The organism is Microbacterium hatanonis, from assembly GCF_008017415.1.
GTDB classification, from domain to species: Bacteria; Actinomycetota; Actinomycetes; order Actinomycetales; family Microbacteriaceae; genus Microbacterium; species Microbacterium hatanonis.
Genome location: NZ_VRSV01000001.1, coordinates 1,953,060 through 1,975,599 on the forward strand (window position 1 = coordinate 1,953,060; position 22,540 = coordinate 1,975,599).

Annotated in this window: 19 protein-coding genes; 10 read left to right on the forward strand and 9 right to left on the reverse strand. The window is 72.3% G+C overall.

The window, feature by feature from the left end; genetic code table 11:
• Nucleotides 1–2: 2 nt before the first annotated feature.
• Complete coding sequence (gene mtrA, locus FVP77_RS09445; RefSeq protein ID WP_147894233.1) at nt 3–683, reverse strand: MtrAB system response regulator MtrA; 681 nt, start codon at nt 681–683, stop codon at nt 3–5.
• Nucleotides 684–846: 163 nt separating this feature from the next.
• On the opposite strand from mtrA, the gene FVP77_RS09450 reads away from it, so the two are divergent.
• The 8 genes from FVP77_RS09450 (at nt 847) to FVP77_RS09485 (ending at nt 11,035) form a co-directional block, all read left to right on the forward strand.
• Nucleotides 847–2,100, forward strand: coding sequence for a DUF7847 domain-containing protein (locus FVP77_RS09450; RefSeq protein WP_187266867.1), 1,254 nt, complete (start codon nt 847–849; stop codon nt 2,098–2,100).
• On the forward strand, nt 2,097–2,762 hold the full coding sequence (locus FVP77_RS09455) for a DUF4129 domain-containing protein (RefSeq protein ID WP_147894235.1): 666 nt from the start codon (nt 2,097–2,099) through the stop codon (nt 2,760–2,762). The genes FVP77_RS09450 and FVP77_RS09455 overlap by 4 nt, the downstream gene beginning before the upstream one ends.
• Entirely contained in the window at nt 2,759–3,940 is a 1,182-nt protein-coding gene (locus FVP77_RS09460; RefSeq protein ID WP_246134034.1) for a DUF4350 domain-containing protein, read from the forward strand. The genes FVP77_RS09455 and FVP77_RS09460 overlap by 4 nt, the downstream gene beginning before the upstream one ends.
• A complete protein-coding gene (locus FVP77_RS09465) occupies nt 3,937–4,917 on the forward strand; it encodes an AAA family ATPase (RefSeq protein WP_147894236.1) in 981 nt (326 codons plus the stop codon). The genes FVP77_RS09460 and FVP77_RS09465 overlap by 4 nt, the downstream gene beginning before the upstream one ends.
• Before the next feature lie 8 nt (nt 4,918–4,925).
• Entirely contained in the window at nt 4,926–6,227 is a 1,302-nt protein-coding gene (locus FVP77_RS09470) for a DUF58 domain-containing protein (RefSeq protein WP_147894237.1), read from the forward strand.
• Between the two features lie 142 nt (nt 6,228–6,369).
• Nucleotides 6,370–7,392 (forward strand): 3-oxoacyl-ACP synthase III, encoded by a 1,023-nt coding sequence (locus FVP77_RS09475; RefSeq protein ID WP_246134035.1) that lies wholly within the window; start codon nt 6,370–6,372, stop codon nt 7,390–7,392.
• Nucleotides 7,389–10,070: an alpha/beta fold hydrolase gene (locus FVP77_RS09480; protein ID WP_147894239.1), complete on the forward strand. Its 2,682-nt coding sequence runs from the start codon at nt 7,389–7,391 to the stop codon at nt 10,068–10,070. Before FVP77_RS09475 ends, FVP77_RS09480 begins: the two co-directional genes overlap by 4 nt.
• The gene (locus tag FVP77_RS09485; RefSeq protein ID WP_147894240.1) at nt 10,067–11,035 is read left to right on the forward strand and encodes an NAD-dependent epimerase/dehydratase family protein; all 969 of its coding nucleotides are present in this window, start codon (nt 10,067–10,069) and stop codon (nt 11,033–11,035) included. The genes FVP77_RS09480 and FVP77_RS09485 overlap by 4 nt, the downstream gene beginning before the upstream one ends.
• A gap of 66 nt (nt 11,036–11,101) precedes the next feature.
• Here FVP77_RS09485 and katG read toward each other — a convergent pair whose 3' ends face one another.
• Genes katG through FVP77_RS09500 form a run of 3 tightly spaced genes read right to left on the reverse strand, consistent with a single transcriptional unit; the run spans nt 11,102 to nt 14,916 of the window.
• Complete coding sequence (katG, locus tag FVP77_RS09490; RefSeq protein ID WP_147894241.1) at nt 11,102–13,375, reverse strand: catalase/peroxidase HPI; 2,274 nt, start codon at nt 13,373–13,375, stop codon at nt 11,102–11,104.
• On the reverse strand, nt 13,372–13,863 hold the full coding sequence (locus FVP77_RS09495; protein WP_425463129.1) for a Fur family transcriptional regulator: 492 nt from the start codon (nt 13,861–13,863) through the stop codon (nt 13,372–13,374). Before FVP77_RS09495 ends, katG begins: the two co-directional genes overlap by 4 nt.
• Nucleotides 13,864–13,920: 57 nt before the next feature.
• Nucleotides 13,921–14,916, reverse strand: a complete 996-nt coding sequence (locus FVP77_RS09500) for a stage II sporulation protein M (RefSeq protein WP_147894242.1) — start codon at nt 14,914–14,916, stop codon at nt 13,921–13,923.
• A 15-nt stretch (nt 14,917–14,931) separates the two neighbouring features.
• On the opposite strand from FVP77_RS09500, the gene FVP77_RS09505 reads away from it, so the two are divergent.
• Complete coding sequence (locus FVP77_RS09505) at nt 14,932–15,759, forward strand: RDD family protein (RefSeq protein WP_147894243.1); 828 nt, start codon at nt 14,932–14,934, stop codon at nt 15,757–15,759.
• A 14-nt stretch (nt 15,760–15,773) separates the two neighbouring features.
• Here FVP77_RS09505 and FVP77_RS09510 read toward each other — a convergent pair whose 3' ends face one another.
• Nucleotides 15,774–15,980: a DUF3499 family protein gene (locus tag FVP77_RS09510; protein ID WP_116646754.1), complete on the reverse strand. Its 207-nt coding sequence runs from the start codon at nt 15,978–15,980 to the stop codon at nt 15,774–15,776.
• Between the two features lie 91 nt (nt 15,981–16,071).
• Between FVP77_RS09510 and FVP77_RS09515 the strand changes: the two genes are divergently transcribed.
• A complete protein-coding gene (locus FVP77_RS09515) occupies nt 16,072–16,506 on the forward strand; it encodes a hypothetical protein (RefSeq protein ID WP_187266868.1) in 435 nt (144 codons plus the stop codon).
• Nucleotides 16,507–16,606: 100 nt separating this feature from the next.
• On the opposite strand, the gene FVP77_RS09520 is transcribed toward FVP77_RS09515, so the two are convergent.
• The 4 genes from FVP77_RS09520 to manA all read right to left on the reverse strand — a co-directional run bounded on the left by FVP77_RS09520 (nt 16,607) and on the right by manA (nt 22,529).
• On the reverse strand, nt 16,607–17,995 hold the full coding sequence (locus FVP77_RS09520) for a DUF5719 family protein (protein ID WP_147894244.1): 1,389 nt from the start codon (nt 17,993–17,995) through the stop codon (nt 16,607–16,609).
• Nucleotides 17,992–20,823: a glycosyltransferase gene (locus FVP77_RS09525; RefSeq protein WP_147894245.1), complete on the reverse strand. Its 2,832-nt coding sequence runs from the start codon at nt 20,821–20,823 to the stop codon at nt 17,992–17,994. Before FVP77_RS09525 ends, FVP77_RS09520 begins: the two co-directional genes overlap by 4 nt.
• A 69-nt stretch (nt 20,824–20,892) precedes the next feature.
• Nucleotides 20,893–21,213: a WhiB family transcriptional regulator gene (locus FVP77_RS09530; RefSeq protein ID WP_116646056.1), complete on the reverse strand. Its 321-nt coding sequence runs from the start codon at nt 21,211–21,213 to the stop codon at nt 20,893–20,895.
• Nucleotides 21,214–21,365: 152 nt separating this feature from the next.
• Nucleotides 21,366–22,529 carry a mannose-6-phosphate isomerase, class I gene (gene manA, locus FVP77_RS09535; RefSeq protein ID WP_147894246.1) on the reverse strand — a complete coding sequence of 388 codons (1,164 nt, stop codon included), beginning with the start codon at nt 22,527–22,529 and terminating at the stop codon, nt 21,366–21,368.
• Nucleotides 22,530–22,540: the final 11 nt, after the last annotated feature.

Genomic DNA, 22,540 nt, shown 5'->3' on the forward strand with positions numbered 1-22,540 from the left:
CCTCACACGACCGCCCCGGCGCGATATCCGACGCCGCGCACGGTGGTGACGATGCGCGGGTTGTCGGGGTCGTTCTCGACCTTCGCGCGGAGGCGCTGCACATGGACGTTCACCAGGCGGGTGTCGGCCTTGTAGTGGTATCCCCACACCTGCTCCAGGAGCATCTCGCGGGAGAACACCTGCTGGGGCTTCGACGCCAGCGCGACGAGCAGCTCGAATTCGAGCGGGGTCAGTCCGATCGGCGAATCACCCCGACGCACCTCGTGCGCCGCGACGTCGACGGTGAGATCTCCGATGCGGAGGGTCTCGCTGCTCGGCTGGCCCGTCGGGCGCAGACGCGTACGGATGCGCGCGACGAGCTCCTTCGGATTGAAGGGCTTCATGATGTAGTCGTCGGCGCCCGACTCCAGCCCCTTCACCACGTCGGCGGTGTCGGTGCGGGCGGTCAGCATGATGATGGGCACGCCCGATTCCGCACGCACGCGGGTGCAGATCTCGATGCCGTCCATACCGGGAAGCATGAGGTCGAGCAGAATGAGGTCGGGCCGCTCTCGGCGCCAGGCGTCGACGGCCTGCGCTCCGTCCGCGCAGAAGGCCGTCTCGAATCCCTCGGTGCTCAGCACGATGCCGATCATCTCGGCGAGTGCGGTGTCGTCGTCGACCACCAGGATCCGTGAAGTCATATGCGCTTCGCCCTCCCGCGTCCGGCCCAGGCGCCATGGGCCCGCGCAACAGCCTCCCCGTGCGCTCCCCACAGAGTAGTCGACGTGTCGGAGAGGTCGCCGCATCCGCCGCGCGGCGTATGACACGATGGGACGACCGCCGCAGCACGAGGAGGCACCGACCGTGACCACGTATCCGGCCTGGAGCCCTGCCCCGAGACCGGGCATCGTCCCGCTGCATCCCTTCGGATTCGGCACGATCCTCGGCCGTTCCTTCGTGGCCCTCCGACAGAACCCGAAGGTGCTCCTGGGCTTCGCACTGTGCGTGCAGGTCGTCTCCTACATCGTGCTCATCGTCGCGACGGGCGGAGTGGCCTTCGCATCGTTCTCGCGTCTGGAGACGCTGCAATCGGGGACCGACGACTACGACGCCGTGATGATCGGATCGATCGCCGCCACGGGCATCACCGGCTTCGTGCTCGGACTCGCCACCGCCGCCCTCGGCGTCATCGTCCAGGGCGTCGTGGTGAGCGAGGTCGCCTCGGCCGTCGTGGCCGAGAAGCCCACTCTCGGCGAGGTCTGGCGGCGGGTGAAACCGGTCGCATGGCGCCTCATCGGCTATACCTTCCTCGTGACGCTGGCGGCCCTGATCGCCATCGCCGTCATCGGCGGACTGCTGTTCGCGATCGGCGTCGCCGTGCTCCCCCTTGCGATCCTGGGCGGCATCCTCGCCGTCCTCGGAGCGATACCGCTGTCGCTGTGGCTCACCACCAAGCTCCTGCTGGTGCCGGCGATCATCATCCTCGAGCACGCGGGCATCCGCACGGCCATCGTCCGCTCGTGGCGGCTCACCCGTCGGCGGTTCTGGCCGACCCTCGGCGTCGTGGTGATCATCTCGTTCACCTTCGGCGCGATCGCCCAGCTCGTCAGCATCCCGACCTCCTTCATCTCGCTCGGGTTCACCACCGCGCTCACGCCCACCGGCGATCCCGAGCCGGGCGCGATCATCGGGTACATCGCATCCACCCTGCTGACGCAGGTGCTGACCCTCTTCGTGCAGTGCGTGGCCGTCATCGTGCAGTCCACCGCGACCGCCCTGATCTACGTCGACTGCCGCATGCGGCACGAGGGACTCGACCTCGACCTGCAGTCCTACGTCGAGCGGAGGGACGCCGGAGGCACGGGACTGCCGGATCCCTACCGCGAGAACGTCGGGCGCACCGTCGGCCCCCGACCTCCGCAGTACCCGTACCCCCCGCAGGGGTACGGGCCGCCGCAGGGGTACGGGCCGCCGCAGGGGTACGCTCCGCCGCAGGGGTACGCCAGCCCACCTGCACAACCGCGGCCGACCGAGGACGCGCCTCCCGCTCCCCCGGCCCCGACGGCTCCCGCCGACCCCTCGCCGACCCGCTGGTCCGCGCCGGGCGACGGATCGTGACAGCCCCCGCGATCCTGACCCACGTGCTCGCCGCGGCCCCTCTCACGCCCGACCGCGACGACGCGCGCGAGTGGGCCGAGCGCGAGCTCTCCGACCCGCGATACGCCGCAGCCGAGCCCAACCTCCTCGATCGCGCCGCGCGCGCGGTGGTCGAGTTCATCGGCGGCCTGTTCAACGGCCAGCTCTCGGGCGACTGGGGGCCGGTGGCCGCGATCATCGTCGCCGTGATCGTCGCGGTGCTCCTCGTGGCAGCACTCCTCATCTGGGGCCGGCCGCGGCGCACCGCCCGCCTGCCCGCCGCGACGACGCCGCTGTTCGGAGACGCGGATGAGCGGACGGCGGCCGACCTGCGTCGCGACGCGGCCGCCGCCGCATCGGCCGGCGCGTGGAACGACGCCATCGTGCTGCGCTTCCGCGCGCTCGCTCGCGGGCTCGCCGAACGCACCCTCGTCGAGGTGTCCGCCGGCACCACCGTGCACGGTTTCGCGCGCAGGACCGCGCGGGTCTTCCCCGCCGAGTCCCACCGGATGGATGCGGCGGCCGCCGCATTCGACGACGTGCGGTACCTGCGGCGCCCCGGCAGCGAGGCCGCCTACCTCGCGATCAGCGCCCTCGACGACGATCTCGCCCGCGCGCGTCCGGCCCTGGCGGGAGTGTCGTGACGCACACGACCGAGACCGCCCGCGTCGCCGCGCGACCGAACCGCCTCCGACGCGCACTCCTCGGGTGGGCGGCCATCGTCGCGGCGGCCGTGGCCCTCGCCCTGGTCGGCACGGTGCTGGCCGGCGACGGGTGGGCCGAGCGCGACGCCCTCGATCCGGAATCCGCCGGTCCGGCGGGAACCCGCGCGCTGGCCCGCCTCCTCGTCGACCAGGGCATCGACGTGCGCGTCACCCGCGATCGCGCCTCGGCGCTGGCCGAGCTCGACGGCGGGGCCACGCTCGTTCTGCCCGACGCCCCTGCGCTCTCGGACGAGGCCATCACCGAGCTCGCGTCGGCGGCCGACGAGGTCGTCATGCTCGAACCTCGCAGCAGAACGCTCCGCCTGCTCCTCCCCGGCGCGCAGCTGGCGGGATCGGCCGGCACCGACGAACTCGCCCCCGCGTGCGACCTCGCCGTGGCGGAACGCGCGGGAGGCGTCGTCGGCGGCTCGCTCATGACCCCGGGCGACGGCGTCACCGGCTGCTACCCGTCCGGCGACGGATTCGCCCTGCTCGTCGGCGAGACGGGGCCGACGACGGTCACGTCACTGGACGGTCGGGCGATGTTCGCCAACGACGTGCTCGCCGAGGCCGGCAACGCCGCCCTGGCCCTCGGGATCGTCGGAGCCCACCCCCGCGTCGTCTGGTACGTGCCCTCGCTCGCCGACTCCGACGTGTCCACCGCCGCACCCACACTCGGCGAGCTGACGCCCCGGTGGGTCACACCGGCACTGGTACTGCTCCTCCTCGCAGCCGTCGCTGCAGGATTCTGGCGCGGGCGCCGCTTCGGTCCGCTGGTGGTCGAGAACCTGCCCGTGATGGTGCGGGCCTCGGAGACGACCGCCGGACGCGCTCGACTGTACGCGCGCGCACACGATCCGGGGCACGCCCTCGACCAGCTGCGACTCGGTGCGCTCGAACGCCTCGCGCGCACGCTGGGCCTCGCCGTCACCGCGCGTCCTGACACCGTCGTCGACGCTGTCGCCGCACGCCTCGGCAGCGACCGCGCGTCAGTGCGCAGCATCCTCATCGACACCATCCCCCGTAGCGACAGCGACCTCGTCGAGTCGGCAGCACGTCTGCGCGACCTCGAGGCGCGCGTGCACGCCGCCGTTCGACCCGAAAGGAACACCCGATGAGCCACGAAGAGACGGTCGGATCCGACGACGCAGCCCTCCGCGAGGGGATGCACCGCGTCCGGCTCGAGGTGGGCAAGGCCGTCGTGGGGCAGGACGGCACCGTGACGGGACTTCTGATCGCCCTGCTGGCAGGCGGCCACGTGCTGCTGGAGGGCGTGCCGGGCGTGGCCAAGACGCTGCTCGTCCGCTCGTTCAGCCGCGCACTCGGGCTCGACACGAAGCGCATCCAGTTCACCCCCGACCTCATGCCCGGCGACGTGTCGGGGTCGCTCGTCTACGACGCACGCACCGGCGAGTTCGAGTTCCGCGCCGGGCCGGTGTTCACGAACGTCGTGCTGGCCGACGAGATCAACCGCACCCCGCCGAAGACGCAGGCCGCGCTCCTGGAGGCCATGGAGGAGCGGCAGGTCTCCACCGACGGGATCACGCGCGCTCTCCCCGAGCCGTTCCTCGTCGCCGCGACCCAGAACCCGGTCGAGCACGAGGGCACGTACACCCTTCCCGAGGCGCAGCTCGATCGCTTCCTGCTGAAGCTGGTGGTGGGGGTGCCCGACCGCGATGCGGAGGTCGCCGTGCTCCGCCGTCACGCCAACGGCTTCGACCCGCGCGAGCTCGGCGAGGCCGGCGTGCAGGCGGCCGTCACCGCGGCGGAGATCCTCGCCGCTCGCCACGCCGCCGCATCCGTCGCCGTCTCCGACGACGTGCTCGCGTACGTCGTCGACCTCGCGCGGGCGACCCGCGAGAGCCCGTCCGTCGAGCTGGGGGTGAGCCCTCGCGCGTCGACGGGCCTCCTCGCGACGGCGAAGGCGTGGGCGTGGCTCGGCGGTTACCCCGCCATCACCCCCGACCACGTGCAGACGATGATCGTGCCGACGTGGCGCCACCGCATCCGTCTGCGCCCCGAGGCGGAGATCGAGGGAGTCTCGGTCGACGCGATCCTCTCCTCCGTCGTCCAGCAGACCCGCGTCCCCATCTGATCGCGCCCATGTTCGTCACCGGTCGTCTCGCTCTTCTCCTCGCCGTCGGCGTCGTGCCCGTCGTGGTGCTCTCTCTCGGAGGGGTGAGCCCGTGGGCCGCCGCCGGCGTGTGGGTGCTGCTCGCTCTCGGCGCGATGGGAGCGGATGCTGCGGTCGCGGCCGATCCGCGTCGCGTGTCGGTGGAACGTCGGATCGCCGCACGCGTGCTGCGCGACGAACCGCTCGCCACCGAGCTGCTTCTGACGAACGCCGGCGACCGGCGACTGCGCGGTCGGGTGCGCGATGCGTGGCAGCCGACGGCCGGCGCGTCGGCCGTTCGCCCCGCCGTCGACCTCCCACCGGGCGAACGCCGGTCGGTGCCGATCGCGCTCCGGCCGCGGCGACGCGGCGAGCTCGGCACCGACGGAGTGGTCGTGCGCTCGAGCGGACCGCTCGGTCTCGCGGGTCGGCAGGCGTGGATCGACGCCCCCGGCCGCGTTCGTGTGCTCCCGCCTTTCACGTCGCGGCGACACCTCCCCTCACGCCTCGCACGCCTGCGCGAACTCGACGGCAACACGAGCGTGCAGGTGCGCGGCCAGGGAACCGAGTTCGACTCCCTGCGCGAGTACGTCCGCGGCGACGACGTGCGTGCGATCGATTGGCGCGCCACCGCCCGCGCGGGCACGACGATGCTGCGCACGTGGCGTCCCGAACGCGACCGCCACATCGTGATCGTCATCGACTCCGGCCGCACGGCCGCCGCCCGCGTCGGAGACGGCGTGCGCCTGGACGCCGCGATGGAGTCGGCCCTGCTGCTCGCGGCCCTCGCGGTGCGCGCGGGCGACCACGTCCACCTGCTGCTGTTCGACCGTACGGTGCGGGGGCGCGTGACCCGCCTCGACGGCCCGGCGCTCCTGCCGGCGATGGTCGACGCCATGGCACCGGTCGAGCCGCAGCTCATCGACACCGACTGGGATGCCGCGTTCGCACAGGTGCGCCGGCTCACCGGTCGGCCGTCGCTCGTCGTGCTGCTCACCGCGCACGACGAGCCGCTCGCCGCCCGCGGGTTCCTCGCCACCCTGTCGGGGCTCACCGACCGCACCCGCGTGCTCGTGGCCACCGCGACCGACGCCGATGCGTCGGACCCGATCTTCGACGACGCCTCCGACGTCTACACCGCCGCCGCTCTGGAGCGCGCACGACGCGATGCCGGGCGCGTCGCGGGCGCCGTCCGCCGCGCCGGAGGCGAGGCGCTCGTCGCCGACGCCGAGGCTCTGCCGCCCCTCGTCGCCGACCGATATCTGGCGCTGAAGGCGGCCGGGCGTCTCTGATCCCTCCCTGGGGAGATTCCGCAAGAGGCGAATGCATACGCCCTCCGTCATACGGAGCGGATTAGGGTTGCAAGGATGTGGCCGCGAGCTCGCGCACACGCAGTGCCCTGCCCCGTCGACCGCCGTCACTACCGGAGATCTCTTGCACGGAAACGCCACGACCCGATTCGATGATGTCGCGCTCATCTCGGTCGCCAGCCAGTTACCCGGACGGGTCACCTCGTCCGACGACATCGAGCGCCGACTCGCCTCGGCCCTGTCCCGGATGCACCTGAAGCCCGGGCTCCTGCGTCGCGTCGCCGGCGTGCTCGAACGGCGCAACTGGGCAGAGGGCGAATCCGCCGACACCTCGACCGTCATCGCCGCCAAACGGGCGCTCGCCGAAGCGGGCGTCGACCCCGGCGAGGTCGGGCTGATCATCAACACCTCGGTCACCCGGAAGCATCTCGAGCCCTCGGTCGCGGTGCGCCTGCACCACGAGCTGGGCCTGCCGAGCTCGGCCGTCAACTTCGACGTCGCCAATGCCTGCCTGGGCTTCATCAACGGGATGAGCCTGGCGGCGGGCATGATCCAGTCGGGTCAGGTGCGCTACGCCCTGATCGTCAACGGCGAGGACGCCGACGACGTGCAGGTGAACACGGTGGCGCGGCTGCTCGGCAGCGACATCGACCGCGATTCCTTCATGAGCGAGTTCGCCACCCTGACGCTCGGCTCGGGATCGGCCGCGGCCGTGCTCGGGCGCGCGAGCGAGCACCCGGAGGGGCACCGCATCCTCGGCGGCGTCACGCGCGCCGCGACCCAGTTCCACGAACTGTGCGTCGGCAGCGTCGACGGGATGTTCACCGACGCGAAGGCGCTGCTCAAGGGCGGCATGGAGCTGGTCATGTCGGCGTGGAAAGAGGCTCGGACCGACTGGTCCTGGTCGGACATGGACCGCTACATCACCCACCAGGTGTCCGCGGTGCACACGAACGCGATCGTCAAGGCGATCGGCCTCGACCGCAAGCGCGTCCCGGTAACGTACCCGCATCTCGGCAACGTCGGCCCCGCCTCCATCCCCATCACCCTCGACGCCGAGAAGGCGACGTTGCGCTCCGGCGACCGGGTACTGCTCATGGGAGTGGGATCGGGCCTGAACACCGGAATGCTCGAGCTGGCCTGGTGAGTCGGGAGACCGGTCTCGCCGCGACCCTCCCTCCGGAGGGACTGCCGGGTCTGAACGCCGATCTCTCCCGTGTCGTCGCCGTGCCGGGATTCGGCATCGATTCCGGCCGCTCCCCGCGGTGGCACGTGCTCGACACCGGCGACGAACTGCGCCGCCTCGGTGCGGAGCCGCTCGGCACGATCGTCGCCGTGCACGGAAATCCCACGTGGTCGTACCTCTGGCGCGACCTGCTCGCCGCCTCGGTGCGCCAGGCGGCGGACGGCGGCGACGCCTGGCGCGTCATCGCGGTCGACCAGTTGGAGATGGGGTACTCCGAGCGCACCCCGCGATCCCGCGGGCTCGCGCAGCGCATCGGCGATCTCGGCGCGCTCGTGCGCTCCCTCGCCCCCGAGGGGCCGATCGTCACCCTGGGGCACGACTGGGGCGGCCCGATCTCGCTCGGGTGGGCGGTCGAGAACCCGACGAGACTCGCCGGCGCGATCGTGCTCAACACCGCCGTGCACCACCCGTCGGAGGAGCGCATCCCGTTCCCGCTCCGTGTGGCCGGAGCCCGAGGCGTGCTCGGTGCCGCCACCACCGTCACCACGGCGTTCCTCGATACGACGCTGTCCCTCGCCGAGCCGAAGCTCGACCCGGCCGTCTCGTCCGCCTACCGTTCGCCCTACGCGACCACCGCGCGGCGCCGAGGGATCGGCGAATTCGTCGCCGACATCCCCGCGACCCCCGACCATCGCAGCACTGCCGCGCTCGAGCGGGTCTCGGGCGGGTTGAGCGGGATCGGCGTGCCCGCCCTGCTGCTGCGCGGCCCGAAGGATCCGGTGTTCCTCGAGAAGCACCTCGAGGATCTGACGCGGCGGATGCCGTGGGCCGACGTTCATCGGTTCGAACGCGCCGGCCACCTGCTCGTCGAAGAACGGCCGTACGCCGAGACGGTGCTCGCCTGGCTCTCCGACCGTGTCGCTCCGACCATCGGCTCGAGCGGCGGCACGTCCGGCGCCGCACCGGTCGCCGCATCCGTCCCTTCCAACGACTCGACCCCTCTCTGGGATCGCCTCTTCGCGCGCCGCGACGACGACGGCACCGCCGTCATCGACATGACCGCCGGCAGCGACGGCTCGGCGCTGCGCGTCAGCTGGCGTCAGCTGGCCGACCGCGTCGAGCAGCTCGCCGCCGGGTTCCATCGCATGGGCGTGCGCCGGGGCGATCGCGTCTCCCTGCTCGTGCAGCCGGGGCCGACGCTCACGGCCGTGCTGTACGCCTGCCTCCGCATCGGCGCGGTCGTGGTCGTCGCCGATCGCGGCCTCGGAATCCGGGGCCTCTCCCGCGCCGTCCGCGGCGCGAGCCCCCGGTTCGTGGTGGGCGAGGCGGCCGGTCTCGCCGCCGCGCGCGCCCTCGGCTGGTCGGGAACGCGCATCTCGGCCGCCCGGCTTCCGTCGGCCACGGCACGGCTGCTCGGGGTCTCGCAGAGCCTCGCCGACGTCGCCGCCCGCGGCGCCTCGGGTGTGCTCCCCGAGCCCCCCGCGGCGAGCGACGACGCCGCGGTGCTCTTCACGTCCGGCTCGACCGGACCGGCGAAGGGCGTCGTGTACACGCACGGACAGCTCTCGGCCCTCCGCGACGCGCTCGGCGATCACTTCGACGTCGATGAGGACTCCGGTCTCGTGACGGGCTTCGCACCCTTCGCACTTCTCGGGCCGGCGCTGGGCACCCGCTCCGCCACGCCCGAGATGGACGTCTCCGCACCTCGCACGCTCACCGCCACCGCGGTCGCCCGAGCCGTGCGGGAGTCGGCGGCGAAGATCGTCTTCCTCTCCCCCGCCGCGGTGACGAACGTCGTCGCCACGTCCGGCGGGCTCGACGACGCCGACCGCGCGGCCCTCGCCGAGGTGCGCACATTCCTCTCCACGGGCGCCCCCGTGCGCATCGAACTGCTCCGGGCCGCGCAGCGGCTCATGCCGAACGCGGTCGCGCACACGCCCTACGGCATGACCGAGTGCCTCCTGGTCACCGACATCACCCTTCCCGACGTCGAGGATGCCGCCGCATCCGGACAGCAGGGCGTCTGCGTCGGAGCCCCGATCGGGTCGGGTCGCGTGCGGATCATCCCGCTCGACGGGGTCGGCCGGGCGTCCGGCGCTCTCACGACCGAACCCGGGGTCACGGGCGAGGTCGTCATCTCGGCACCACATCTCAAGCGCGGCTACCACCGCCTCTGGGCGACCGACCGCGAGGCCACCCGCGACGTCGCATCCGACCCCTCCGCCCGGTGGCACCGCACCGGCGACGTCGGGCACCTCGATGACAAGAGAAGGCTCTGGATCGAGGGGCGGATGCCGCACGTCATCGCGACGAGCGACGGACCCGTCACCCCGGTCGGCGCCGAGCAGAGCATCGAGCGCGTGGGCGGCGTCGCACGAGCTGCGGTCGTCGGCGTCGGGCCCGAGGGGCTCCGTCAGTGCGTCGCCGTGATCGAGACCACCGAGGGCGCCCGGCGGGCAGCCCTCGCCGATCCCGAGCTGACCACCGCGATCCGCGAGAGCACCGATCTGCCCATCGCGGCCGTCCTGCAGGTGCGGGCGCTTCCGACCGACATCCGCCACAACTCCAAGATCGACCGCTCGCGCCTCTCGGCGTGGGCCGAGGGCGTGCTGTCGGGCCGCACGCCGAGCGCGCCGTGATCGTCCTCGCCACCGGTACGTCCGGTTTCCTCGGGCGCGCGGTCGCCGCCGCCCTCGTCGAGGCGGGCCACGAGGTGCGTACGCTGCAGCGTCGGCCCTCCGGAGTGCCGGGCGTCACCGACGTGCTCGGGTCGGTCACCGATGCCGGCGTCGTCGACGACGCCGCGCGGGGCGTCGACGCCATCGTGCACCTCGCAGCGAAGGTCTCGCTCGCCGGCGCCCCCGCCGAGTTCCGCGCGGTGAACGTCGACGGCACACGGATGCTGCTCGACGCCGCTGAGATGCACGGCGTCGCCCGGTTCGTCTACGTCTCCTCCCCCTCCGTCGCGCACGCGGGGAGCGCCCTCGCGGGGGTCGGGGCGGAGACCGCCGACCCGGTGGGCGCGCGCGGCGAGTACGCCCGGACGAAGGCCGAGGCCGAGATCCTCGCGCTCTCGCGCAATAGCGACGGTCTCGCCGTGGTCGCCGTGCGGCCTCACCTGGTGTGGGGGCCGGGCGACACTCAGCTCGTCGAGCGCATCATCGACCGTGCGAGGCGCGGGCGCCTGCCGCTGCTCAACGGCGGCACGGCGCTCATCGATTCGACGTACGTCGACAACGCGGCATCCGGCATCGTCGCCGCTCTCCACCGCGCGCCCGACGTCGGCGGTCGGGCCTACGTGCTGACGAACGGCGAGCCGCGCCCGGTCGGCGATCTGCTGGCGGGCATGTGCCGTGCCGCGGGCGTGCCCGTTCCACGGATCAGTGTGCCCGCGCCCCTCGCCCGCGCCGCGGGCGGGTTGATCGAGCGCGTGTGGGCCGTGCGCCCGGGCTCGGACGAACCGCCCATGACCCGGTTCCTCGCGGAGCAGCTCTCCACCGCGCACTGGTTCGAGCAGCAGAGCATCCGTCACGACCTCGGCTGGTCTCCCGCGGTGTCCCTGGATGCGGGCCTCGCCCGCCTCGCCGCCCACTACGCCCGCTGAGCGCGCCCTCACCGGAGACAGCGACGCGGCCCGCCCCCGGAGGGACGAGCCGCGTCGCGGTGAGCCTCAGACCAGGTCGAAGCGGTCGAGCTCGGTGACCTTGCGCCAGGCGGCGACGAAGTCGGCGACGAACGTCTCACGGGCGTCGTCCGAGGCGTAGACCTCGGCCAGGGCGCGCAGCTCGGAGTTCGAGCCGAACACCAGGTCGGCGCGGGTGCCGATCCAGGTCGCCTCGCCGGTGGCGTCGTCGTGCGCCTGGAACGCGTGCGAGCCGGGGTCGAGCGGCTTCCACGTCGTGCCGAGTTCGAGCAGGTTCACGAAGAAGTCGTTCGTGAGCGCGCCCGGCGTCTGGGTGAGCACGCCGAACGACGAGCCGTCCCAGGTGGCGCCGATCGCGCGGAGTCCGCCGACGAGCACCGTCGTCTCGGGCGCGGTCAGCGTGAGCTGGGCGGCCTTGTCGATCAGGTGGTACTCGGCCGGGAGCGACGCCGAACGGCTCTGGTAGTTGCGGAAGCCGTCGGCGACGGGCTCCAGCCACTCGAACGACTTCTCGTCGGTCTGCTCGGGAGTCGCGTCGACGCGTCCGGCGCGGAAGGGCACCTCGACCTCGACGCCGGCGGCGCGGGCCGCCTGCTCGACCCCGGCGTTGCCCGCCAGCACGATGAGGTCGGCGATCGAGACGCGCTTGCCTCCGGTCTGCGCCGCATCGAACCCGCTCTTCACGTTCTCGAGCACTTCGAGCACGGTCGCGAGCTGGGCGGGGTTGTTGACCTCCCAGTCCTTCTGGGGAGCCAGACGGATGCGGGCACCGTTGACACCGCCGCGCTTGTCACCGCCGCGGAACGTGGATGCTGCGGCCCACGCGGTCGACACGAGCTGAGCGGGCGTGAGATCCGACTCGAGGATGCGGCGCTTGAGCTCCGCAGCATCCGTCGCGTCGATCGGCTCGGACTCGGCAGCCGGAAGCGGATCCTGCCAGATGAGGTCTTCGGCGGGCACCTCGGGGCCGAGGTAGCGCACCTTCGGACCGAGATCGCGGTGCGTGAGCTTGAACCAGGCACGGGCGAACGCATCAGCGAACTGGTCGGGGTTCTCGAAGAACCGGCGCGAGATCTCGCCGTACGACGGGTCGAAACGCAGCGCGAGGTCGGTCGTCAGCATGCGCGGTTCGCGGCGCGACGAGGGGTCGTGGGCCAGCGGCACGAGGTCGGAACCCGCGCCGTCCTTCGGGCGCCACTGCCAGGCGCCCGCGGGGCTCTTGAACAGCTCCCACTCGTACGAGAAGAGGATGTGGAAGAACTCGTTGTCCCAGCGCGTCGGGTGGTAGGTCCAGGTGACCTCGAGCCCGCTCGTGATCTGGTCGTCGCCCTTGCCGGTTCCGTGGTTGTTCTTCCAGCCGAGCCCCTGCTGCTCGATACCCGCGGCCTCGACATCGCCCTCGAGGTTCGAGTCGGGCGCCGCGCCGTGCGTCTTGCCGAAGGTGTGCCCACCGGCGATCAGCGCGACGGTCTCCTCGTCGTTCATGGCCATCCGGCCGAACGTCTCGCGGATGTCGTGAGCGGCGGCGATCGGGTCGGGGTTGCCTCCCGGGCCCTCGGGATTCACGTAGATGAGGCCGAGGTGGGTCGCCGCGAGCGGCTTCTCGAGGTTCTTCGCCTCGCGTCCGCCGGGGAAGCGCTTCTCGTCGCCGAGCCACTCGGTCTCCGAGCCCCAGTAGACGTTCTCAGGCTCCCAGACGTCCTTGCGTCCGCCGGCGTAGCCGAAGGTCTGGAAGCCCATCGACTCGAGCGCGACGTTGCCCGCGAGGATGAAGAGGTCGGCCCACGAGAGGCTCTGCCCGTACTTCTTCTTCAGGGGCCAGAGGATACGGCGGCCTTTGTCGAGGCCGACGTTGTCGGGCCAGCTGTTGAGCGGTGCGAAACGCTGCTGTCCGCTGCCTGCACCGCCGCGGCCGTCCCACACCCGGTAGGTGCCGGCGCTGTGCCAGGCGAGGCGGATCATGAGCGGGCCGTAGTGGCCGAAGTCGGCGGGCCACCAGGGCTGCGAGGTCGTCAGCACCTCGAGGATCTCGGCCTTCACCGCGGCGAGGTCGAGACCCTGGAACGCGGCCGCGTAGTCGAACTCCACGCCGAGCGGGTTGCGCTCGGCCGGGTTGAACGCGAGGAGGTCGATGTTGAGCTTGTTCGGCCACCACGTGTGGTTCGGGTCTCCCGCGGTGGGACGGGGAAGGTCTTCGTGCAGCACGGGGCAGCTCGCGCCGGCGGCGGGCGACTCCTCGCCGGTGGTCGTGGTCGATTCGGTCTCCTCGTCGGTGACGACGGGGGTTTCGCTGTCGGTCATTCGGTTCCTTCCGCGGGGTGGGTGGGGGCAGAGGTCGAGTCGATGGGGGCGGATGCTGCGGCGTCGCTGCAGGGTCGGCACAGACCCCAGAACGTCACCTCCGCTGAGAACACGGTGAAGCCGTGGGTGTCGGCCGGCACGAGGCAGGGCGCCGCCCCGACCGTGCAGTCGACGTCCTCGATGCGTCCGCAGGATGCGCACACGAGGTGATGGTGGTTGTCGTCGACCCGCAGTTCGAAGAGCCCGGGGTGACCTGCGGGCTCGATCCGCCGGACCAGGCCCGCCGCCGTGAGGTCGCCGAGCGCGTTGTAGACCGACTGCAGGCTGGTGTGAGCGAGCGCGGGGCGCACCCGCTCGAAGACGTCGTCGGCCCGCGCGTGGGGCAGGTCCCTCAGTGCGTCGAAGACCGCGACCCGCGTGCCCGTGACGCGGAGACCGGATCGACGGAGCATGCCCTCGGTATCGGAGGTCGCAGGAAGATCGGTCACGACTCCAACGTACGGCTTCTTTTTGAGTTGCTCAAAAAGAGCAGGTCACCGGGCGTGTCAGCCGGCGACGAGGCGCGGCGTGCCCGCCTCGTACTCGGTGAGATCGCCCGACTCGCCCTCCTCTGCGGCGCGGCGCCCGACCACGAGCATGTAGACGAGGAACACCGCCAGTGCTCCGGCGCCGATCGTGAGCTTGATCTGCCACGGCCACGTCTGCGGGGTGACGAACCCCTCGACCAGACCCGAGAGCGCCAGCACGAACACCAGCCCCACCGCGATCGTGCCGAGCGAGCGGCCGGCGGCGGCGAGCGCCTCCCCGCGAGAACGGCGCCCGGGAGCGATCCACGCCCAGAAGATGCCAAGGCCCGCGGCCGCGGCGACGAAGATCGCCGTGAGCTCGAGCAGCCCGTGCGGGAGGATGAACTGGAAGAAGATGTCGCCTCGGCCGAACGCGAACATGATGGCGGCGGCCTGGCCCACGCCCACGGCGTTCTGCATGACCACCATGACGGGCCAGAAGCCGGTGATGCCGAAGACCACGCACTGGGCGGCGATCCAGGCGTTGTTCGTCCAGACCGTGCCGGCGAACACCGCCGCGGGGTTCTCGGTGTAATAGCCGGTGAACTGGTCGTCGGCGTAGGCCTGCAGATCAACCTGCTCCCCCAGTGAGGCGAGGGCGGCAGCATCCGACGAGATCCATGAACCGACGAGGCTCGCCACCACGAGGAAGGCCACCGCCACGGCCAGGGTCGACCACCGCACGCGGTACAGCGCCGCCGGCAGCTGCCGCGCGAAGAAGCGCGGAACCTGGCGCAGTACGTTCTCGCGCGCACCGGTCAGTCGCAGCCGGGTGCGGGCGAGCAGGGTCGAGACGTGGTCGCCCTGCGGTGTTCGACCGGCCGAGGTCTTGATGTCGGCGAGATCGGCGGATGCTGCGCGGTAGCGCGTGACGAGCTCGTCGACGTCGGGGCCGCTCAGACGCCGGCGTCTGCCGAGTTCGTCCAGGCGCGCCCATTCCTCGCGTCGTGCGGCGGTGAGGGCATCGAGGTCCACTGGTTAACTGTATCCATGACGCAGGCGCACGCCCCGGTACGGATCCCTCAGGAGGAGACCCTCACCGGCGAGGCGGTCGCCCTCGACGTGCAGCCCGTGGGTTTCTTCCTCCGCGGTGTCGGGCTCCTGATCGACGTGCTCGTCTCGATCGCGGTGCTCGTGCTGTTCGCGCTGGCCGCCTTCGCCCTGATCGACGCCGGGGCGCTGAGCGCGGAGGTGCTGCCGATCGTCGTGATCGTCGTGCTGGTGCTCGTCGCCGTCGTGCTGCCGACGACCGTGGAGACGCTCACCCGCGGGCGGAGCCTGGGGAAGCTCGCCGTGGGCGGGCGGATCGTGCGCGCAGACGGCGGGGCGACGGGATTCCGCCACGCGCTGCTGCGCGCTCTGGCGGGAGTGCTCGAGATCTGGCTGACCTTCGGGTCGGTCGCCGCCCTCGTGGGTGCCTTCACCCCGCGCGCGCAGCGGCTGGGCGACCTGCTGGCCGGCACCTCTTCTGAGCGCACGCGCACGAAGCGCCTTCCGCCGCCCGCTCCCGGGGTTCCCGATGTTCTCGTCGACTGGGCGAGGACGGCGGATGTCGACCGGCTTCCCGATCGGCTGTCGTCGCGCATCGCGCAGTTCGTGCGACAGGCGTCCGATCTGCAGCCCGCGCCGCGCGCTCGACTCGCCGCGTCACTCGCCGACGAGGTGCGGCCGCACGTCGCCCCCATCCCGCAGGTCGACGCCGAGACGCTGCTAAGAGGGGTCGCGGCCGTGCGGCGCGACCGGGAGTGGCGCGCGCTGAACCGGCAGAACCAGCGGGTGGACGCGCTCCTCGCGGGCACCGGCGATTCGCTGCGCTGAATCGTCGGGGGGCGTCAGACCTGGAGGGTCTCGTGTCGAACGACGATCCACCCGCGGGGAACGGAGAGGCGCTCGGTGTGGATCGCGCAGAGGTCGTGCGCGTGCGGGTCGTCGGCGCGCCCCAGGGGCCCGATCGCGGCCATCTGGTCGCCGTAGTCGTACGTCAGCGTCGACACGGCCTCACGGGCGCACGCCACCTTGGAACACAGTCTCTCGCGCATTGTCCCGAGCGTAGTGCGGGCCTCCCCCACGCCCGCGACGCCACCCCGCTGACCGCCGAACGCCTGGCCGCCGCCGCGTAGGATGGGCCGCATGGCGTGGCGACGGGTTCGAGAGACCGCGGCGCCGCGCCCGTCCCGCCACGGGCGCCACGGGCGCGAGAATCGCAGCCCGGTGGTGCGGCCCCCGCTCCCCCCGCTCGATACCCGTGCGGAGCGCTTCGAGCTCGCCGTGGGCACAGCTGCGGAGTTCCTCCGATCGGCGTGGGACGAATTGCGCGACGTCTCGTTCGAGATCGGCATCATGCCGCCGCTCGTCGAGAACGCCGGCATCCCCCGCTGGCGGGTACTGCGCGAGGAGAAGCGCATCATCCTCTTCCGTGTGCCGATCGAGCGGCTCAGTCACCTGCACCGCGACGACGAGATGCACCGCCGGATGGTGATCGAGGGCTGCGTCTTCCGCGCCGCCGCCGAATACCTCGACCGCGACCCGTGGGACCTCGGTCCCGAGCGCTTCCGCTTCTTCTGAGTCTCGCCCGCTGTCGGTCGAATCGGCCCGAAGCGGTGCGCGCGAGCGCTCACACGCACCGATCTCGACCGATGTCACCGATGCCGGCGGGCGCGTCGGCTCAGGGGTAGACGGTCAGCGGCGGCGCCGCAGCATCCGATGCCCAGACGACGAACGATGCGATCGCGCTCTCCGACGAGAAGTCGACGCCGGCGTGCACCGGCGCGGAGGGCTCGAGCCGGTAGACGCTGCCGGGTGAGACGGGGGCGGCGGTCGACTCGCCCGCCGCGACGGAGAGCGTGGTGGAGCCGCCGGCCGTCGTGTCGACCAGGGTGACGGTCGCGGCGTCGGTTCCCGCGTTCGCAATCGTCAGGGTCGCGTCGGGTCCGTCGGGCACCGCGAAGACGCTCGCGGTGGAGATCTCGGGTGCCGACGTGTACCAGGCGAAGTCGTCGCCCTCGCCGAAGCCCGTTGCCTCGAACGTGCCGGCGACGACGGGCACGGATGCGTCGACCGTGACCGTGTAGCGACCGGGCTCGAGATCGTCGTAGGCCAGCGAGGAGGGCAGTCCCGCCGTCAACGGCACGGTCGACGTTCGCGGCTCGGCAGAGCCGTCGACAGACTCGATCGTGACCGTCGCCTGCGCATCGCCCACCGGTGCCAGCAGGCGCACGATCGTCGCCGAATTCGCACCGTCGGGCTCGGACACCACCGATACGCCCGGCATCACTTGACGGGGCGCGGCAGCGGCGAGCGCGCCGACCTGGTCGACACCCCCGGGCGTCAGCGCGCGGGCCAGGCTCGCCTGGAGCGACGCGCGCACCGGCGCGCCGCTCGCGGTGACACGCACCACCGGGCTCTCCTCGCCGAGGAGGAGTCCGGCCAACGGGATCACGACCTGCGACCCGGCGGCGACGACACGGTTGCTGCCACCGGGTGGCAGCTGCGGACCGTCGACGCCGTACACGGTGAGCTGCACCGTCGCGGCGACGTCGCCCGGGTTCGACACGACGATGAGATCGTTCGAACCGGTGGTGGTCGCTCCCCCCACGAGCCACGACTCCAGCAGCGGCGTCGCGCACGACGAGGCGGCGAACCCGGCGAGGTCGGCATCGGCGAGCGACGCCGAACCCGACGCCGCGAGCTCGGCCCGGACTCCGCCGGAGGGATCGGCCGAGAGCGCGACGGGTTGGGCTCCCGCGGGCCCCGCGACGGTCTTCGGCTCCGCGGCGGTGGTCGACGGACCTGACACCACCGACTGCCCCGCAGCGATGCTGATCGCGCCGGAGTCTTCGATGGTGCGGCCGAGAGCGAGGATCGGGCCGTCGCAGACGACCGTCGCGGCCGAGGGCGCCGGTGTCGCCGATACGCTGACCGGTTCGGCGGAGAGGGTGGGCCAAGGAGCGGCGATCCCGGCCCCGACCGCGACGACGGCGGCCGCGGCGATGCCCGTGCCCACCACGAGTCGTGCGCTCGTGGTGGCCCAGCGGCGTGCTCGTGAATCGGTCATCGGGTCTCCCCGGGAGTCGGTCCGACGATGCGCGGCGATCGGCGCGCCGTTCCTCGGCTGGCGGTCGTGGGAATGGCGAGGAGCAGCGCGATGACGACGACACCGATCTGGATGCCGGCGATCAGGAGCGCGGTATCCCGTGTCATGCGCGAGGGTTCGGCGCGGGGCTCCACCGCCTCGGTCACCCGCCAGAGCGTGCCGCGAGAGGTGTCGCCGACGGTGTCGAGCCCGCCGAGCTGGTCGAGCGCGGTCGACGCCGACAGCTGCAGCGCCGCTGCCGCATCAGCGGTGGACGTGTCGCCCGGAGTCAGCAGCACGAACGCGATCCCGCGCTCCGCGAGTTGGGAGACGGCGTCGCCCGCCGAGGACGTGACGAGGCTCGCGGCGAGATCGGCCACCTCCCGATCCGACGGGTCGACGGAGTCGCGCGTCGCGATCACGGTGCTCTGGCCGCCCAGGGTCTCGCTGCCGCCCCACACCACGCGCACATGGAGCCCGGTGTCGTCGGGGTCGAGCACGAGCGTGCCCAGCCGCGCGTCGTCGCGGCCCTCGGCGGCGACGTAGGCCGGAAGGGTCGAGGCGGGGCCGTTGGTGAGCGCCAGTTCGTTGCGGAACGACAGCGTGAGCATCGGAACGGCCGCGACCGCCAGCGCCGCGAGAGCGAGCACCGCGGCGATCGGCCGGATCACGCGCATGCGGTTGACCACACCCGCATCGAGGGTGACCATGGCGGCGCCGATCGCGCCGAGCCACGCCAGGCTGAGAGCCGCACCGGGCCAGATCGCGACGGCGGTGGCATCGGCGAACGACACCGCCACGCCGACGGCGGCGAACGCCGTCGCCAACCCCGTACCGGCGATGACGAGCAGCCCCGCGCCGCTGACCCACCGCGGGGTCAGGACCGCGAGGAGCGCGAGCACGGCGATCGGGGCGGCCAGGAGCAGCACCCACCACGTCGGGACGCCCGAGAGGAACGACGACCATCCGCCCGGGTCGGAGAGGGGGAACCCTGTCGCGAGGAAGAAGCGTCCGACCGCGTCGGCCGCGACGGTGGCGCCCGCATAGGGCACGCCCGGATCCGCCAGCAGTGCCCACGGGTTGCCCGCACGCACCTGATGCCAGACCAGGGGCGCGAAAGCGATGACCGAGGGCACGAAGAGCCACACGATCTGCCCGAGCCCGCGACCGCGTTTGACGAGGGCGGCGAGGAGCAGCGTCGCCGACCACAGCAGCACGAAGGCCGGAGCCAGCGACGGCGAGCACGCGATCACGGCGACCAGGAGAAGGGATGCTGCGCCCGCTGCAGCCCACGAACGGTGCGCGACGCTCGCGGTGTAGAAGAGCCACGGGAGGAGCAGATGCACGAGCACTCCCGCTGCGCGGCCCTCGGAGAGCGCCGCGAGGAACGTCGGGGCGAGCGCCCATGCGACGGAGGCGGTGAGCCGGAGCATGGAGCGCTCGGTGACGCGGGTGCTCGCGAACCACGCGCCGAGGACGGCGAGGGGCAGCGCCGCGAGCCAGAGGAGCACCATCGCGCGCGCGGGTTCGAAGGGCCACAGAGTGCCGAGGAGCGCGATGACGGCCGAGAACGGGTCGGCCGGCCCGACCTCCGCGAGTCCGATCGAGCGCTGCCCGAAGCCGGCATCGGCCCAGAGGCGGGCGACGATGTCCTGCATCGGAGCGAGCGCGCCGCCCCCGAGGGCCGGCCACGCCAGCAGCGCGGGGAACGCGGCGACCGACACGAGGATCGCGCCGAGCACCACCCAGGCCGCGCCGCCGGTGAAGAAGCGGAGGTCGGAGCGCACGGGCGCGGTCGGCTCCGCGTCGCCGTCCAGGCGCAGCCGCAGCTGGGTGCGGCTCACGCGGAGCGCGGCCAGACGCGGCCAGCCGACGCGGCGCACCGCCCGGATCCGGCCGCGCGCGCGAGCGACGTGATCGAGGCGCACCAGAACGCGCAGCGTCGCGAGCCACTCCGGCCAGACGCGCCCCGGCTCTTTCGAGACCAGGTGCATGATCGTGCGCCAGATCGCGAGGGGAAGCAGCGACAGCCAGTGCAGCGGCACCGCGAACCCCGGGGCGTAGCTCAGGCGACGGTGGAGTTCGGCCGTGCGCACCGCGAACGCCCGGCGACCGGCTCGGTGACCGACGGGGAGGGATGCGACGCCGTCTCCGGCGACGGCGACCCGCGCGCCGGGGACGACGGTGACGAGGTCACCGGCCAGCCGCGCGCGGACCCCGAGGTCGAGACCCTCGTCGGCGCCCGCCAGCGCGGGGTCGAGTCCGCCCAGCGCGCGCCAGTTCTCGCGACGCACGAGCACACCGCGGATATCGGAACCGAGCACGTCCGCCGCGGCGTCGTGCTGGCCCTGGTCGAGTTCGTCGGCGGCGAGCTCGACGGCCCGACCGAGGCCGCTCATGCTCACGCCGAGCGAGACGATCTCGGTGCGGTCCTCCCAGCGGACGAGCTTGGGCGCCACCATCGCGAGAGAGGGTGCGAGTTCGAGCGCACCCGCCAACCGCGTCAGCGCCTGGGGCTCGGGCGCGGTGTCCTGCGCGAGCAACCACACGGCGTCGCCGGTGAGCCGCGGTGTCGCGAGGGCGGTCGCCGCGGCGAAGCCCGTCGAGTGCGGGGCGGTGATGACGCCCTCGGCACCGGATGCGGCGGCGATCTCGGTCAGCGCGGCATCGCCACCGCAGAGCACGATGGTGAGCGCATCGACCGGTTGGGTCTGCGCCCGGAGGGCGTCGATCGTGCGCTTCAGGTGCGGCGCAGCGGGCGTACGTCCCTCGGGACGCACGACGAGGATGGCATGGACTCGCGCGGGCATGGCGCGATCAGCCTAAGCGGGGCAGCGATCGGGACGAGCCGCACGCGCCGAAGCCGACGGGATCGACGATCAGCTGGCGCGACGCTTGAGCTTGCGTCGTTCGCGCTCGCTGAGACCGCCCCAGATGCCGAAGCGCTCGTCGTTCTGCAGTGCGTACTCGAGGCATTCGGTGCGGACGTCGCAGGTGGTGCATACGCGCTTGGCGTCGCGGGTCGAGCCGCCCTTTTCGGGGAAGAACGCTTCGGGGTCGGTCTGCGAGCAGAGCGCATCGGTCTGCCAGGCGAGGGCGTTGTCTTCGACGTCGGCCTCGCGGCGAACACCGGGGACGCCGAGCTGCACCGGATCGACGAACCAGTTCTCGGGTGCACCGGAACGGTAATCTGACGCCATTTCGTCCCCTTCGCGATCCACCGCGTGTCGGTCACGCGCTCATAATTACACCGGTGTTATTCGCGGAAATCAAGTCGCGGATACTAAAGCCTCAATCGCGCATTGAACCTTTACACGGATTCATCGGCGTGTCGCGGGGTGAAATCAGGCGGTCAGTCGTCGCCGGGCATGGCGATGAAGAGCTCGCCTGAGCCCGCGACGACGAGCGGAGCCTCGTCGGCCGTCGCGAGGATCGCCTGCCCCGGTGTGAGCTCGATGCCCTCCCCCGACGCGCCCGTCACGCGCACGGTGCCGTGCGTCGCGAGGGCGATGGCCGTGCCGCGCAGCGCCACCGTGGCCGATGCGCCGCCGACCTCGACGTGCAGCAGCGCGAAGTCGGGCACGCCCGCGTCGAAGAGCTCCACCCCGGGCTCCAGCTCGACGGGCGCGAGCCTCGGCGGCGGGGAGGGCGCAGCATCCACCAGCGAGAGCAATTCGTCGACGTCGATGTGCTTCGGGGTCAGCCCGCCCCGCAGCACGTTGTCGCTCGCGGCCATGAGCTCGACCCCCAGCCCGGCGACGTACGCGTGCAGGACGCCAGCGGGCACGAACACGGCCTCCCCCGGCCGCAGCGACACGAGATTCATCAGCAGCGCGACGACCACCCCGGGGTCGCCGGGGTACGCCTCGGCGAGTCGGGCGGCGAGCGCCAGCTCGTCGGCGAACTCGTCCGACGACGCCGACGCGGCGGCGCCGATGATGCGATGGACGTCGGTTCGCGCGTCTCCCCCGAGCAGCCAGCCGATCGTCGAGCGGAGGGCCTCCTGCGCATCCGTTCCGTCGAGATGCGCGCGCAGCGGCGCCGCGTCGGCTCCGAGGCCGTCGAACAGGCGTCGTGTCGCTCGGATGTCGCGCAGACCCGCCAGGGCGACGAACGGGTCGCTCAGCGCGACGATGACCTCGGGCTTGTGGTTGTCGTCGCGGTAGTTCCGCTCACCCGCGTCTCGCGGCACCCCGGCGGCCTCCTCACGGGCGAACCCGGCCTCGGCCTGCGCCTTCGACGGGTGCACCTGGATCGACAGAGGCGCACCGGCCGCGAGGAGTTTGAGCAGGAACGGCAGCTTCGCCGGAACGTCGTCGGCGGCCGCCTGCGCCGGGAGCCAGTCGTCGAGCGTCCGGCCGGTGCCGTCGTGCACCTCGGAGGGAGAGCCGGGATGATCGCCGAACCACACCTCGGCCTCGGGCCGGCCGCTCGGCGCACGCCCCTCCAGCCCCGCGATGAGGGTGGTGGAGCCCCAGGCGTAGTCGCGCGGGGTGTTCGAGATCCGGGTCAGCACGCTCCCATCGT

What these genes read in the sequence shown, in the direction of transcription:
- mtrA (WP_147894233.1), bottom strand. Translation starts at nt 683, where the DNA reads ATGACTTCACGGATCCTGGTGGTCGACGACGACACCGCACTCGCCGAG.
- FVP77_RS09465 (WP_147894236.1), top strand. Translation starts at nt 3,937, where the DNA reads ATGAGCCACGAAGAGACGGTCGGATCCGACGACGCAGCCCTCCGCGAG.
- FVP77_RS09470 (WP_147894237.1), top strand. Translation starts at nt 4,926, where the DNA reads ATGTTCGTCACCGGTCGTCTCGCTCTTCTCCTCGCCGTCGGCGTCGTG.
- katG (WP_147894241.1), bottom strand. Translation starts at nt 13,375, where the DNA reads ATGACCGACAGCGAAACCCCCGTCGTCACCGACGAGGAGACCGAATCG.
- FVP77_RS09505 (WP_147894243.1), top strand. Translation starts at nt 14,932, where the DNA reads ATGACGCAGGCGCACGCCCCGGTACGGATCCCTCAGGAGGAGACCCTC.
- FVP77_RS09510 (WP_116646754.1), bottom strand. Translation starts at nt 15,980, where the DNA reads ATGCGCGAGAGACTGTGTTCCAAGGTGGCGTGCGCCCGTGAGGCCGTG.
- FVP77_RS09515 (WP_187266868.1), top strand. Translation starts at nt 16,072, where the DNA reads ATGGCGTGGCGACGGGTTCGAGAGACCGCGGCGCCGCGCCCGTCCCGC.
- FVP77_RS09520 (WP_147894244.1), bottom strand. Translation starts at nt 17,995, where the DNA reads ATGACCGATTCACGAGCACGCCGCTGGGCCACCACGAGCGCACGACTC.
- FVP77_RS09525 (WP_147894245.1), bottom strand. Translation starts at nt 20,823, where the DNA reads ATGCCCGCGCGAGTCCATGCCATCCTCGTCGTGCGTCCCGAGGGACGT.
- FVP77_RS09530 (WP_116646056.1), bottom strand. Translation starts at nt 21,213, where the DNA reads ATGGCGTCAGATTACCGTTCCGGTGCACCCGAGAACTGGTTCGTCGAT.